The 14,084-nt window shown below is 37.6% G+C and carries 10 protein-coding genes and 3 pseudogenes; 9 read left to right on the top strand and 4 right to left on the bottom strand.

What is annotated here, in order from left to right:
- The 3 genes and pseudogenes from CLV95_RS16465 to CLV95_RS16455 all read right to left on the bottom strand — a co-directional run.
- Positions 1-759 (bottom strand): annotated as a pseudogene (locus CLV95_RS16465) (methyl-accepting chemotaxis protein); the annotation flags it as partial.
- Between the two features lie 348 nt (positions 760-1,107).
- On the bottom strand, positions 1,108-1,956 hold the full coding sequence (locus CLV95_RS16460) for a bifunctional helix-turn-helix domain-containing protein/methylated-DNA--[protein]-cysteine S-methyltransferase (RefSeq protein ID WP_002725539.1): 849 nt from the start codon (positions 1,954-1,956) through the stop codon (positions 1,108-1,110).
- A gap of 706 nt (positions 1,957-2,662) precedes the next feature.
- The gene (locus CLV95_RS16455) at positions 2,663-3,583 is read right to left on the bottom strand and encodes a glycosyl hydrolase family 18 protein (RefSeq protein WP_002725553.1); all 921 of its coding nucleotides are present in this window, start codon (positions 3,581-3,583) and stop codon (positions 2,663-2,665) included.
- A gap of 111 nt (positions 3,584-3,694) precedes the next feature.
- On the opposite strand from CLV95_RS16455, the gene CLV95_RS16450 reads away from it, so the two are divergent.
- The 6 genes and pseudogenes from CLV95_RS16450 (at position 3,695) to CLV95_RS16425 (ending at position 10,115) form a co-directional block, all read left to right on the top strand.
- A complete protein-coding gene (locus CLV95_RS16450) occupies positions 3,695-4,585 on the top strand; it encodes a fructosamine kinase family protein (RefSeq protein WP_002735054.1) in 891 nt (296 codons plus the stop codon).
- A 183-nt stretch (positions 4,586-4,768) separates the two neighbouring features.
- Positions 4,769-5,716: an ABC transporter ATP-binding protein gene (locus CLV95_RS16445; protein WP_002730493.1), complete on the top strand. Its 948-nt coding sequence runs from the start codon at positions 4,769-4,771 to the stop codon at positions 5,714-5,716.
- Positions 5,713-6,794: pseudogene (locus CLV95_RS16440) on the top strand (ABC transporter permease). Before CLV95_RS16445 ends, CLV95_RS16440 begins: the two are co-directional and overlap by 4 nt.
- A gap of 26 nt (positions 6,795-6,820) precedes the next feature.
- Entirely contained in the window at positions 6,821-7,939 is a 1,119-nt protein-coding gene (locus tag CLV95_RS16435; protein WP_002734976.1) for a quinone-dependent dihydroorotate dehydrogenase, read from the top strand.
- A 123-nt stretch (positions 7,940-8,062) separates the two neighbouring features.
- On the top strand, positions 8,063-9,511 hold the full coding sequence (locus CLV95_RS16430) for a M43 family metalopeptidase leptolysin (RefSeq protein ID WP_002725542.1): 1,449 nt from the start codon (positions 8,063-8,065) through the stop codon (positions 9,509-9,511).
- 22 nt (positions 9,512-9,533) lie between these two features.
- Positions 9,534-10,115: a hypothetical protein gene (locus CLV95_RS16425; RefSeq protein ID WP_002735093.1), complete on the top strand. Its 582-nt coding sequence runs from the start codon at positions 9,534-9,536 to the stop codon at positions 10,113-10,115.
- Positions 10,116-10,246: 131 nt separating this feature from the next.
- Here CLV95_RS16425 and CLV95_RS16420 read toward each other — a convergent pair whose 3' ends face one another.
- Positions 10,247-10,921 carry a hypothetical protein gene (locus tag CLV95_RS16420; RefSeq protein WP_016757675.1) on the bottom strand — a complete coding sequence of 225 codons (675 nt, stop codon included), beginning with the start codon at positions 10,919-10,921 and terminating at the stop codon, positions 10,247-10,249.
- Between the two features lie 84 nt (positions 10,922-11,005).
- Here CLV95_RS16420 and CLV95_RS16415 point away from each other — a divergent pair.
- The 3 genes and pseudogenes from CLV95_RS16415 to CLV95_RS16405 all read left to right on the top strand — a co-directional run.
- Positions 11,006-11,509: pseudogene (locus tag CLV95_RS16415) on the top strand (SixA phosphatase family protein); the annotation flags it as partial.
- Positions 11,500-12,045 carry a hypoxanthine phosphoribosyltransferase gene (hpt, locus tag CLV95_RS16410; RefSeq protein ID WP_107695024.1) on the top strand — a complete coding sequence of 182 codons (546 nt, stop codon included), beginning with the start codon at positions 11,500-11,502 and terminating at the stop codon, positions 12,043-12,045. The pseudogene CLV95_RS16415 and the gene hpt, both read left to right, overlap by 10 nt.
- 263 nt (positions 12,046-12,308) lie before the next feature.
- Positions 12,309-14,084 carry a cation:proton antiporter gene (locus CLV95_RS16405; RefSeq protein WP_002735055.1) on the top strand — a complete coding sequence of 592 codons (1,776 nt, stop codon included), beginning with the start codon at positions 12,309-12,311 and terminating at the stop codon, positions 14,082-14,084.

Below are 14,084 nucleotides of genomic sequence, written 5' to 3'. Positions count from 1 at the left end.
AGAAGCTGCTTGAGATTCCATTTTTGCACTGGTTAAACTCGTAAATTCCGAAAAATCCGTCACCGAAATCTCCAATGTCTCCGCAGAAGAATGAATTATCTTTCTATTGTCCTCCAACTTATTTAAGAATTGTTTATTTTCCTGGAAATAGGAAGTTGCTTCCTGATATAAGTCGTCAAACAATTTCATCAAACGATAAAGAATAAAACTCACTCCCATCATAAAAACAACCTTCGTGATTTCCGCACTGAGTTTAATATAGCCTGGTTTCATATTAATCACGTTGTCTTCAGAAAATTGGAGACCATGAAATACGGCGTTCGTCAACGCAATCGCATATCCTATAGAAGAAATCAAACCTGTAATCAGCACAAACTTGGGCCTTCCTAACAAACCGGAATAAGCGATAATAAAATAATAAACGGAATAGAGAATCGCATTTTTGAGAACGGGTGCGATGATTTCCGCAGAAACCATACTATCCAAGAAAATCGTCACACTTAGTGTAAGAGAATCTAATATTACGAATAAATTATGAACCCAATGTTTAATCTCGTACTTTTTATATAGTATAAAACCCAAAATCGAGTAAATAAACATAATTAGCGCGCCGCAAGTATGAATCACTCTTATCTGAGTCTGAAGAGCTTTAAAACTCGATGCCAAGGAAAGCAACATCATAATCATGATTCCCATCCTGGCGTAATAAGTAAGCGTTTCTCCTTTCTTGCGAATGGATTCTATAGATTGTTTGGACATATGCCAAACCTTTATAAAATTTAATTTAAGTAAATGAAAAGTAGGAACCTTTTTGGAAATCCGATGACCATATTATAAAAGGACAAATTACCACTTAGAACGATGAAATCCTTACAGCGCGTCCCAAAGCCTGCGGAAGCGATCCTTAGAAAGCGGCACTTTAGTTTCTGCTTTATCAGAAAGATCAAGCTGGAAACTCAACGTCTCGCTTCTATTGGCGCTCGACGGGTTCACATTCATTCTTAATATTTGTTAGAATTTTAGGTTATTTCAGCCAGAAAATAATTGGAAGAAAAAACTTTCAGAAAAGTAAAGGAATCAATGCTCATAATCAAGTTTTGCACCATTTTAGGATATGCTCGAAACTAAATGATCTGCTCTGCTCATTTCCCAACCTATCATGGCCATTTTTCTCTCGGGGCCCCAGCGATATTCTCCAATGCTACCTGTACTTTTGATCACACGATGACAAGGAATAAGATATCCGATTGGATTTTTTCCGATCGCAGTCCCAACAGCTCTCGAAGCATTTTCCTGGCCAATGGAATTCGCAATATCCATGTAAGAAGATAATTGGCCCTCCGGAATTTTAAGAAGGGCTTCCCAAACCTTGATTTGAAAATCCGTTCCTTTAAGATGAAGTTTGATTTTTTCTTTTCCGTCGAATGTTTTATCAAAAAAACGAATGACTCGATTTTGATTCTCATCCGTTTTCTGAATTAGATTCGCTTTACTCCATTGTTCTTTCAATTCGGAAACCACCTGTTCTTTAGAAACATCATAAAAGTATAAATTACAAATCCCTTTTTCCGTAGAGGCGATTACGTAATCACCAAAAACATTTTTCTGAAAACTGTATCGGATCTTGAGTTTTTCTCCGCCGTTTTTAAATTCTCCGGGAGTCATTCCTTCGATTTTCACGAATAAATCGTGCAATCGACTCGTTCCGGACAAACCAACTTCAAATGCGGCATCGAACAGAGTCGTTTGGGGTTTAGAAAGTATGGATTTTGCATTCTGCAACGTAAGGTATTGCAGAAATTGTTTCGGACTGACACCGGCCCATTCGGTAAAAAGTCTTTGAAAATGAAACGGACTCAAGCCCACTGACTTTGCAATTTCATCTAATTCAGGCTGAGAAACGGCGTGTTTTTGTATGAACTGTATTGCTTCTGCGATTTTTTTATAATGTCCCATATTTAGAATGTTATCCGAAAATCAAATTTTTAAAATCCGATCCTTGCTACTTTTAGGATATTTTGGAATTTCCCAATTTGTTTTTTAACTTTGTCTTTGTCGTTCTTAAATTTCCTTGTATGAGTTCCCACATTCAGAAAACTGATGACAATGTCGCAGCAACGCTGTTCCTACAGAAGACAGTCCTAAAATTAGGTTTACAGAAATCAGACTGCTTGATGAATGAAATCAGGAGTATGTAAGTCCGAACGCCTATCCACTAACATTAAAAAGTTCCTACATTCTGAAAACTTGAGATAAACTCTTACTACTCAGACGTATGAACAAAATACTATAATAAGAACTGTCCCAAACCTTAAAAGAAATCGGCACAATCGTTTCATAAGTTCGTAATAGAGCGTGAAATTCACGCAGATTGGTGATTTATGGATTTTCTAACGGATTTTATCGTTGGGACACTCTTGTAGGAATTCCTACATCTGAGGTTTTTGGACAAGTTCTAAGTTTGTTTCAAAAGTTAGAATGTTAGATCTCCTCAAAAAGCCAGCAATTCTAGATTCAGCGTAATCTTGCGAGAGACTTGCATATCTTTGCAAAAATTACCTGTTAATTTTGGTATCATTTTTATGCGTCGAGTAGTCATTTTAATATGTTTATCTTTAAGTTTTTATAGAACTTATCAATAAGGAATTTTTTCCAAGCTTTGTTAAAAGCCGATTCTCCAAAAAGCATTTCCTTTAAGTCTATACGATTGAGTCAGTTTTTTATATTTTTCTAATGTATTTAAATCGGAAATATAGCCGATTCCATTTTCGTTTTTAAGAACGGTAAAACCGTCTTCGTTTGGGATAATTTCCGAATTTTCCTTAAACTTTCGATAGTCATTTTGTGTAAGGATTTTTACTTTACCACTTTGACTCCAAAAATATCCGTAGAGAGGAAGCCCAAGCCAGAGTTTAGAACTTGGAATTCGTTTTAATAAAAATTCCAAATTTTTCTTTGTCAGTGAAATAGAAGTGACGGGCCCAGGATTCGTTTTAGGAGAATGAAAATCATAACTCATCAAAACAAATTCATCGATGGATTTTTCTTGAAACAAATCGGAATGGATAACCAAATTTCGATTCGGGAATTCTAATTGTGGGAAAATTGCGATTGTAAGAACTTTTTCTTTGGGCAGTTTTTGTTTTAGCATTTGTATGAACTTCCTATAACTCGGAATCTCAGATTTTGAGAGAAATTCTATGTCCAAATGCAAACCGGCAATTTCCGGGTTTTGTTCCAAAAAATGAATTAAGTTTTGAATCCCAATTTTGATTGTTATGTTTGATTTCAGAAAACTAGAATTATTCTTAGAGATGGCACTGATCAACGGAATCAGTCTGATTTGATAATTTCTACTGAGATCGACGAAATTCTTCGGGAGCGGTGAAGGCTTAAAATCACCATTTGATAAAATGATGGACCCTGTATAACAGATCGTGTGTGATTTTGAAAAAATACCTACCCAATCCGATGTTGAATACCTCTCAATGGATGCGTAATTCCAATATAAAAATCGATCAGTTCCCCAGAGCGGATTTCCAACGATCAATGACAATACGATAAAAAATTTTAAGATGCTCACGTCTTATGAATTATAAAATCAATTTATAAATTTCAATCAATCCGGGAACCTTTCAGACCGATTTTTTACTTACATGAAAAGAACCGGAATCATTCAGGAGGAAGTGAATTTTTGGTTATTAAAACGAGTTTAGAAGAAGCAATCTGCGACGGTTTGCACAGACTTGGGATTTTAAATCCCGGGCACAAACCTAAAGTAACCTTTCATTCTTCCAGTCTTAACGAAATTTATCTCGCTACTGTTCCCCATCATTCCTTTGGAGTAAAAGTCATCACAAATAAGGAGATGGCTGAAACTGAAAAAGAATCTTTAGAAGAACTGTTTAGAATCGGAGTCCGCGTTCCCGAATGTTATGGAATTGTACAAACCGAAAATTCCTGGCTTTTAGTAATGGATTACATTGAATCCGGATCGGCCTCGACAGTTCGAGAAGATTTAATTCGAAATCTAAAATTGCTTTATCGTAAGGATTCGAATTCTTGGGGATGGAAACGAAATAATTTTATCGGAACTCTTTCCCAAAAGAATCAATGGTATTCTACTTTTGAGAAATTCTTCTGGGAAAGTCGCTTATCAATCCAATTGGATTTAGCTTTTTCACGCAAACTGATTGCGGGCAAGGACGTAGAAAACGTAAAATACGTCTTTCAAAAATTTACGGAAGAATGGTCTCTCAATCGAAGTAGTCCAAGATTAATACACGGAGATCTTTGGTCTGGGAACATTCTCACTGGAAAAAATGGACATTCTTATTTGATCGACCCTTCCATTTCATTTTCACATCCCGAACAAGATCTCTCTATGTTAAATTTATTCGGTAGTTCTTTAAATTTAGAAGAGATGCAACAAATTCTTGCTTTTTGCGGAATTGAAAACCCGGAGTATTTCAAAGATAGAATTCCATTTTGGCAGATATATCCCGTTTTGGTTCATATTAACCTCTTCGGATCTTCTTATCTATCTTCACTTCGACAAATCTTACGTTATTACGGTAAAAGTTAATTCCGTCTTGGAACTACCTTTTGTTATAGACGATTTAGCAATCATGATTCCTTTGAGATTTCGAATAAATCCTTACTTCGAATTCCAACGCTCTAAATTACTAGAAAATGTATCGTTCAGAACTCGGAAAACGAATTCCGAACGTTACAATGTCGGTAAACTAAAATATAAAAAGGACCTTACTTGAACGGAAATACAAAATCGAAAGATAGTTTGATAGATGTTCGAAACGTCGTAAAACGTTTTAAGGATACAATTGCCGTGAACAATCTTAGCCTCCAAATTCAAAAGGGGGAATTTGTCGCTTTACTCGGACCGAACGGAGCCGGTAAAACCACTTTGATCGAAATGTTGGAAGGAATTCAAAAACCAGACGTGGGATTTATTTCGATTCTTGGAACTACTTGGAAGGAAAACGAAACTTTTCTTAGATCTAAAGTCGGGTTAGCTCTTCAAGAAACCCGATTTATGGATCGGATCACAGTTCGAGAAACTTTGAACCTTTTCGGGACTTTTTATAAAAGTAAAAAACAGAGGTTGAGCGAAATTCTCGAGTTGATCAATCTGGAAGAAAAACAAAACACTTACGTAAGTAACCTCTCCGGAGGTCAAAGACAGAGATTGGCCCTAGGAGTTTCTATATTAAATTATCCTGAAATTCTTTTTTTGGACGAACCTACGACGGGATTGGATCCCGGAGCCAGAAGAGACGTTTGGAAAATTTTGAATCGTCTTAGACAGGATAAAACCACAATGATTCTCACCACACATTATATGGAAGAAGCCGAAATTCTCTGTGAAAAAATCATCATCATGGACCATGGAAAAATCCTAGATCAAGGAACTCTGACAGATCTCCTCGGAAGAACCGGTAGTGGCGAAATCATTCGATTTTCTATGGAGGATGGATCCAATCCCGAAAATTTAGTTCCATCAGAGGGAATGTATAAGTTCTTTTGGGATCCTGCGAAGTCCGAAGCAAAAATTCACGTTTCCGCGATTACGGATTATCTTCCAAAATTGATACGAACGATTTCCATTTCCGGAAAAAAACTAAGTACATTAGAATGCCATAAAAAAACCTTAGACGATCTTTTCCTTAGCATGACTGGAAGAGGATTAGGAGAATGAAACAGGTATTCCAACTGATAAATATACAACTTAAAGAATTTTACAGGGAGCCTGCGATTCTTTTTTGGGCTTTCGTATTTCCGATCGCGATGGCAGGAGTCCTTGGAATCGCGTTTAAAAATCGAGGATCGGAAGAAGTCAAAATTGCAATATTAGAAAACTCTTATCAGCTTGAAGAACTTAAAAAAGTCTTAGATTCCACCCATAATAAAAACGAAAAATCGAAAGAAAAAACCTTCACTCCCGATTCCGATAAACTTCCTTCCTTGAAGTTTTTGGTTCTTTCTAAAAACGAAGCGATTCGAGATCTTAAGAGAGGAAAACTCAACATAATCGTCGAAAAGACACAAGGTGGAAAAATTCGTTTTTTCTTCGACACGGATAATCCGAACGGTCAGAGAGATTATCTTTTGATTTTAGCAAAAATTCGTTCGAGTTATACGGACTTTGAATTGCAGGTGGATCGTTTAGATTCGAAGGGGATGAGGTACATCGACTATTTAGTTCCCGGAATGCTTGCGATGGGTGTGATGAATTCCTGCCTCTGGGGAGTCGGTTGGAATCTGATCGAAATGAGAATGAAAAAACTTTTACGGAGAATGTCCGCAACCCCGATGAGTAAATTGTCTTTTTTCCTTTCCTTTTTTTTACAAGATTGATCGTAACAACGATCGAATCGATAATCTTGCTCGGATTTACTTTGTTTACGTTTGAAAACGCGTTGGAAGGCTCCTTCGGGACCATAATTATGATTTTCCTTTCCGGAAATTTCGCATTTTCCTGTATTGGTATATTCGTCGGATCAAGGGCATCAAATTCTCAAGTCGGCAATGGGCTCATAAATGCGGTTACATTTCCTATGATGACTCTTTCCGGAGTCTTCTTCTCTTATCAAAATTTTCCCGAAATCGTACTTCCGATAATCAAAAATCTTCCTTTGACTTTGATGGCGGATTCCTTAAGGGCGGTTTTTATCGAAGGGGCGGGTTTCATTTCGGTGATTCCCGCCGTGATTACGTTATTTATATATGGAATCGTATTTCTTTTTGCAGGAAATAAAATTTTTCGCTGGTCTTGATCGACACGGATTCAATAGTTTTAGAGATGTTTTCTTCTACTTTGAAGCACGCTGCATATTCCACTTTTTTGAAACCGTTTTTCCTCTCTTTGGACCCGGAGACATCGCATGAACTTGCAAAAAACTTACTTAGCATCAGTGCAAAATTCCCTGGAATCTTAACTTTGGTGGAATCGATGACATCTTATCGAAGCGATCGTTTGAAAACGAGAGTTGCGGGAATCGAATTCGAAAATCCTTTAGGGATGGGCGCGGGCTTTGATAAAACGGGAGAACTTTATCCCTTTCTTTCTCGAATGGGTTTCGGCCATATCGAAATAGGAACGATCACAGGAAAGTCGCAACCGGGAAATCTCAAACCTAGAGTGTTTCGTTACCCTGAAGATCAAGCTTTAATCAATCGTATGGGTTTTAATAATCCAGGCGCCGATTCAGCGGAAAGAATCATTGCTCCCCAAAAAAAAAGAAAGATTCGCGGGATCAACGCAGGTAAAACAAAAATCATTTCCGAAGAAAAAGCTGTCGAAGATTACATTTATACTCTCAAAAAACTTTCACCTTATGCGGACTATGCGGTTATCAATATAAGCTCTCCGAATACTCCGGGATTGAGGGATTTTCAAAAACAGAAAAATTTCGTGTCTCTGATTCAAGGAATTAAAAACGGACTTGGAAAGAATTTTATAATTCCGCTATTCGTAAAATTCGCTCCCGATATGGAGACAAAAGATCTTGAAGCCTTACTTGAATCCTCTTTGAGCTTAAAAATCGACGGCGTCGTTCTAACCAATACTACGATCGATAAATCTTCTTTGAAAGCATATCCGAACGTGGAAAAGGAAGGAGGACTTTCCGGAGTACCTTTGAAAAATCGTTCCACTGAGTTTGTTCGAGTCGCTTATCGAATTTTAAAACGAAGAATTCCGATTATCGGAGTCGGTGGAATCGATTCCGAAAAAGCGGCCCTAGAAAAAATTCTTGCGGGGGCTGATTTAATTCAAATTTACACTGGTTATATTTATCAAGGACCTTTTTTACCTCTGAAGATTTTGGAGTTTTTGGATCGGTTCTTAAAAGAACAAGATCTAAAAACCGTGTCTGATTTGGTGGGAAAGGAAAAGGAAATTCAATACGATCCGAAATAGTTTGTAATCTTTTTTAGAAAAGCGAATTTAGATCGCACAGGTTAAAAACAAAAAGTGTTTAATAAAAACAGGATATTTTAGAATATTAAGATAATATAAAATATATATTAGGAATTGACAACTATGTTGAAAAGGTCATTGATTCTGATTTTGATTCTTTGTTTTTTTGTATGGGGATGTCCCATAAATCGGGGAAAAGATAAAAACTCAAAAAATTTGGAACTTCTTTTGGGATTGTATTTGCTCAACGAGGTGAATTATTATTGTGAACCGGAAGAAAACGCTCGAACCAGCGGAAACGCACCGAATTTCAGCGTTTCGAATTCCAGTCTAAGCCAGGTTCTTTTAACCGAAAGTGGAGTGTATCAAGATGGAGGAACGGCTTATCTTGTCGGAACAGTAAAGTTCTCCGGAATTGGAAGAAATAATCCAATGGGAATCGTTTATGCCGAACAGAATCATCAGTTTTCTTCCAACTTAAATCGTTTTATTTATCCGCTTTGGACAAACGCTTCGGGAGACTTGATTCAAGATAGCGGAAAAAGCGAATCATTGGGTTATAGATCCGTTACGACAGCTTTTCCTATAGGCGCCACTCCGGGATATTATGCACCTAGTTCGAATTATAATAATTTCAACAATAATCTCTTAGGAGCGAATTTTATCGTGCCGACCGCGCCGGGTCCGTTAGTCGCTACACGAAAAATCACGAATAACACGGTTCAAACTTGTGAAGAATACAAATTTCGTGCGGACCAGAATGGACTATTGGGAAGTTCCTCTTCGGGTTTGAAAAAGGTCTGGCAGTCTAGAAAAAAATTGAATATCAATTTGATTTTTATTCAAAATGCCGTAGCAACCCCAACCACAGCCGGGATGGCGACGATGATACAGACTTTAAAGGATATTTACGCGCAAGATACGGTTAAAATCGACGTAACGGTCACAGCTTCCTTGGTGCCCGCTGCTGCTGGAGCCCCTTACCTGACAGTCGCAAATATTTCAGACGATTATGGGGATGTGGTAGGTTCTTTAGGATCTCTTTATAGGAATAACCCATCTAATGTACAAGATTCAAATTCCTTGAATATTTACGTCACAAGAGATTATCAGATTTCGAGTAGTGCGCCTGCTGGGATTTTAGGGATTTCATCCGGTATACCCGGAATTCCGGTTAATGGAACTCCAAAATCAGGTATGGTCGTATTCATCGAAAATCATAGAACGTCTTCCGGATGCGGAGTGCAAGGGCAAGATTTAATCTGTGAGTCGGATCAGGTTTTTCTTGCTAAGACAATCGCTCATGAGGCCGGTCATTATTTAGGTCTTTATCATTTAGTAGAAAAAGACGTCGTCAAAGGGCGTTATTCTTTGGACCCACTTCCCGAAACTCCGGAATGTAAAGACCAAAACGGAAATAACATTGTAGGTTTAGGAGAATGTCTGGGCGAAGGGTTTTATGATAGCGGGGGACTTAATCTGATGTTTTGGGCCGGAAATCCTAAGATAAATCAAACTCAATTGACGGGAGAACAAGGTTGGGTGCTTCGCTCACATCCTCTTGTATATTAAAAAAATGGAATTAAATAAATCTATGATGAAAGTAAAAATAAGTTTCCACAGTATAATCGTCGCATTTTTATTCGGGATTCCCTTTGGAATCCAAGCTCAAGTTTTAGATCAGAGCCAATATCAAAAAATCAAAGCCGTAGTTACACAAACGGGTCACATTGAAAAAGAAACCTTGATGCGAGAAATTTACGCAATCAACCCTAATCCTCAGGAATATTTGGTCGCTATAGCAAAAGACCCGGAGTTGAGAGTATATGCAATTTCCCAACTTAACGAATTGATTGCGGATTTTGGAGGAAATTCCGCAAGGAATTATTTGGAATCCACCATCTCCAACGAGAGCACACATCCTTCCATTCGAAACTCAGCCGTTTTCTCTTATGGAAAAACGTTCTACTTTTCGGATAGAAATCATGCAGAAAACTTTCTAAAGCGCTTTTCTTCTCACGATCGAATCGGAACCTTCGTACAAAACACTTTGAAAGAATTGCGAATGGGAAAAATCAGTTCGATTCGATTTTCGGAAAAATTAAAAAAAGAAAACATGGATCGGATTAAAAATGGGAATTTGAGAATGCCGGATCCATCGATTAGAAATCCGTAAAGTAATTCGGAACTTCTACGCTTCGGGACAGGTTCTTAATTTCCAAATCACAGGAACGAAAGCAGTCAAACAAATCGAAACATCTCAGTAGAAATTTTAGTCATGGAATAAAAACTAAGAATGTCATATGTTCAAGGGGAAGTTTCGTTCAAATTTCCGGCGATTTGTCTACAGATTCCTTTTTCTTTCCAATCTAGCTTCCAGTCTGTTGTGGATGAATCCTCTTTGAATAGTTTTACAATCAGGTTCGAACAAATATAACGGATATTAAGATCTGAAACTTCGTATTCTCCCGAATAACGATACCAATGAACTTCCAAATCACTTCCAGCTGTCGGCTCGCCAATTTTTAGATTTTCGATCGTTTTTCCTTTCCATCGATCCTGGAGTAAACTTTCTTCGATCAATTTAAGAACGGTTTCTTTGTCCGGAGATTCCCTACCCGGATCGGAAAGAATTATATTCTTGCCGAAACCTAACTCCGAAAATAACCAACCTTTTGTACGAATAAAAACATAGTTTGCCCCGACTTCGGTACGCGTTATGCTACCATCTTTGTGTTTTACGGTGACTAAAAACGGAAATTTGTATAAAATATCTGCGTTGGATTTGGAATTTTCGATAAGAACGGGCTCTCCGTTACTTTCGATGGATTGAATTTTATCACCAGTGTTTTTTTTAAGCCAATGAGTTTGAACGTCTCTTTTTGCTTTTTCCTCGTCCGGGGGACCTACCAATTGTGCGTCTAGCAATGTCGGTATTAAAATGAGTAAAGTAATTCTTGCTAACGCGAAGACACCTTTCATAGTCTCATTATTAACCTTCTCTTTTATATCTTGTCAATGAATTTAAAGTTGACCGCAGAACAGTAAAACGAGAGACAAAATCCATTGAAACAAATCCATTTATTCAGGCACTCTAAATCGGATTGGGAAACTGGGTTCAAGTCCGATCACGGAAGGGTTCTTTCCAAAAAAGGGAAGAAAAACGCTCAATCTCTTCGAAAATATTTAGAAAAGATAGAATTCAAAATTGATCTCTTTTTAGTTTCAAATTCCAAAAGAACTGTGGATACTTATAAAATTATAACTAAAAGTGGGGCTTTATCTTCTGAAACGAAAATTACAGAAAAATTATATGAATCGGATAGCGAAGATATTTTAACAATGATCAGAGGATTAAATTTAAAATTCAAGGATGTGGCTTTATTGGGCCATAATCCTGGAATCGAAGAAATTGCAAATCGGCTCATTCGAGGTAACGAAGACCTATCATTTTCTGAATCGATGTTTTTTAAATTTCCTACGTCAGGTTTTCTCAGTATACGAATTGAAACGGAATCTTGGAAAGAATTAGGCAAAGTTCCCGGAAAAATAATTCGATTTTGGATACCCGGACGAACGAGATCGATTCAAATACTTTACGCCCTTGTTTTAATCGAGAAGAGATCTCTCAAAAAGTAAAATTTCTAGCTTCCGAGATAACAAAGGATTATAAAAAGTTAAATCCGATTCTTATCTGTGTATTAAAAGGTGGAATGTATTTTTTCGCGGATTTAACAAGAGCAATTCCTTTTTCGGTAGAAATCGATTTCATTCAAGCAAGGTCTTATTCCGGAACTTCCTCAACCGGAAATATCGATTTATTAAAAGATATCGATACAGATCTTTCCAATCGTCACGTGATTCTTGTAGAAGACATTTTAGATACGGGTTTTACCCTTCAATATCTCATACGACATATCTTTGCCCGTAATCCTGCAAGTTTGGAAATCGTAACCCTTCTTTTAAAGAAAAGAAAGAGTATCTTAGAATTCCCTGTAAAGTATGTGGGTTGGAGAATTTCAGACGAGTTCGTTGTGGGTTATGGTATGGATTTCGACGGAAAATACAGAAACCTGCCGGACATTCACGTTTTGGAAACGGGATAACTTTCCGTTTAAGACTTCCTGATTACCTTGAGTTTGAAGGAAACAATTCATCTTTTTAAGAAGTGTTTCTTTATGAACGATGTCGTTTTAAAATTTCGAATTATCCCTTCCGTTTTTTATGCGCCGGTTTTTATCAGATCGATAAAAAAAATGTTTTTTACTTTAAGAATCTTTCATACCTTAGCATGCAGAACGATTTATAGAAGACTACCGAACGCTTGTCGTGAAAATTAAAGCGCGGTAAAATTTAGGACAAACCGTAAATGGAGCATCATTCTCTCTCCCTTTTAAACGATATAGCTTTGAGTATCATTTTTGCTACGTTTTTTGCTCACATAGCCAGGATTACGAAACAACCTTTAATTTTGGGTTATGTAGCGGGAGGGCTTTTACTTGGACCCAATTTAGGTTTAAGTCTTGTGGTTAACGAGGAAAGTATCGAGTTAATTTCCGAGATCGGATTGATTCTTCTCTTGTTCATCATCGGTCTTGAAATTGATTTAAAAGAACTAGCACGTATGGGAAAGTCGATGTTCATTCTTGGGATTGTCCAATTCGTGTTCTGCGTGCTGTTCGGGCTTTTATTTTTCAGGGAAATTCTTGCTAACTTCAGCGGTAAGTTCGATCTTTTATATTTCGCTATCGCATTGGCCATCAGTTCCACGATGATCGTTGTCAAACTTCTGCACGATAAATTCGAAGTGAGTACGATTGCAGGTCGTCTTACAATCGGAGTATTGGTTCTACAGGACATTTGGGCGATCATCTTCATGGGTATCCAGCCGAGTCTTCAGGATCCGCAGATTTTAAAGATCGTGAGTTCGCTTGGAGTCGGTTCGGTATTAGTCTGCGTTTCATTTTTAATCAGTAGATTCTTTTTATCCAGATTGTTTCAAGCGGCGGCTTCCAAACCAGAACTTATCTTGATTACTTCAATTGCTTGGTGTTTTTTACTTTGCGGTTTTGCGGAAAAGGCCGGTCTATCCAAAGAGATGGGAGCTTTGATTGCGGGAATTAGTATCGCCGCATTTCCTTACGGAGCCGATGTTATCGCAAAACTTTCGGGGATTAGAGATTTTTTCATCACTCTTTTTTTCGTTGCGCTTGGAATGAAAATTCCGATTCCTTCGATTCAGATTATCAGCGTTTCTTTAATAGCAGTAGTGTTCGTAATTTTTAGTAGAGTCCTCACTGTTGCAACTCCGGTTTATTTTTCCGGTAGAGGACTTAGGGCTGGAATCGTGACCGGTTTGAACTTGGCTCAAATCAGCGAGTTTTCTCTTGTAATCCTCTCATTGGGAATGGGTTACGGCCATATCAGTAAAGAATTGGAATCCACAGTTTTGACTTCGATGATTCTTGCATCGGTAGTTTCCACTTATATCATTTTTTTCAATGATCCAATTTCAAGATTCGTTTTAAAGCTATTGGGAATGATCGGTCTAAAAGAAGAAAAAAGAACCGAATCCGATACTAACGGTCGATCGAAAAGAGACATCGTTATTCTCGGTTATTTTAGAATTGCACAAAGTCTTTTAGAGGAAATAGAACGTGAAAAACCGGAATGGTTCAATCGAATTTTGATCGTGGATTTTAATCCTGTCTTTCGCCACTTTCTAGAAGCGAAAGGGATTCGTTGGGCTTACGGAGATCTCGCAAATCTGGAAACTTTGCATCATCTTGGAATTGAAGATGCAAGATATGTAATTTGTACTATCTCTGATATGATTCTCAAAGGAACAACCAATCGTAGACTTTTGGAGTCAATCAAAGGAATTTGTCATCATACACAACCTTCCATCATTCTTACCACCGACGATGTACAAGAAGCAAAAGTTCTTATCGAAAGTGGTGCCGCTCACGTAATCGTACCGGGAAGGATCAGTGGAATGTCTCTTTTTAAAGAAATGAAGACAATCGTGGATCATTCCGACAAAAGTCGCGTAAAAACCGAGCCCGCACATCTTTCCCTTGAGACAAAGAAGAAAAAATCGATAGGAAAAAAAGCTCCCTCCAAATCCAAAGTTAGAATGAAGTAA

Source organism: Leptospira borgpetersenii serovar Javanica, from assembly GCF_003046425.1.
GTDB lineage: Bacteria > Spirochaetota > Leptospiria > Leptospirales > Leptospiraceae > Leptospira > Leptospira borgpetersenii.
Note: the sequence above shows the minus strand (reverse complement) of the source record. Positions and strands in the feature narration are given on the sequence as shown.

What these genes read in the sequence shown, in the direction of transcription:
- CLV95_RS16460 (WP_002725539.1), bottom strand. Translation starts at nt 1,956, where the DNA reads ATGGGACATTATAAAAAAATCGCAGAAGCAATACAGTTCATACAAAAA.
- CLV95_RS16435 (WP_002734976.1), top strand. Translation starts at nt 6,821, where the DNA reads ATGTTTTCTTCTACTTTGAAGCACGCTGCATATTCCACTTTTTTGAAA.
- CLV95_RS16430 (WP_002725542.1), top strand. Translation starts at nt 8,063, where the DNA reads ATGTTGAAAAGGTCATTGATTCTGATTTTGATTCTTTGTTTTTTTGTA.
- CLV95_RS16425 (WP_002735093.1), top strand. Translation starts at nt 9,534, where the DNA reads ATGATGAAAGTAAAAATAAGTTTCCACAGTATAATCGTCGCATTTTTA.
- CLV95_RS16420 (WP_016757675.1), bottom strand. Translation starts at nt 10,921, where the DNA reads ATGAAAGGTGTCTTCGCGTTAGCAAGAATTACTTTACTCATTTTAATA.
- CLV95_RS16405 (WP_002735055.1), top strand. Translation starts at nt 12,309, where the DNA reads ATGGAGCATCATTCTCTCTCCCTTTTAAACGATATAGCTTTGAGTATC.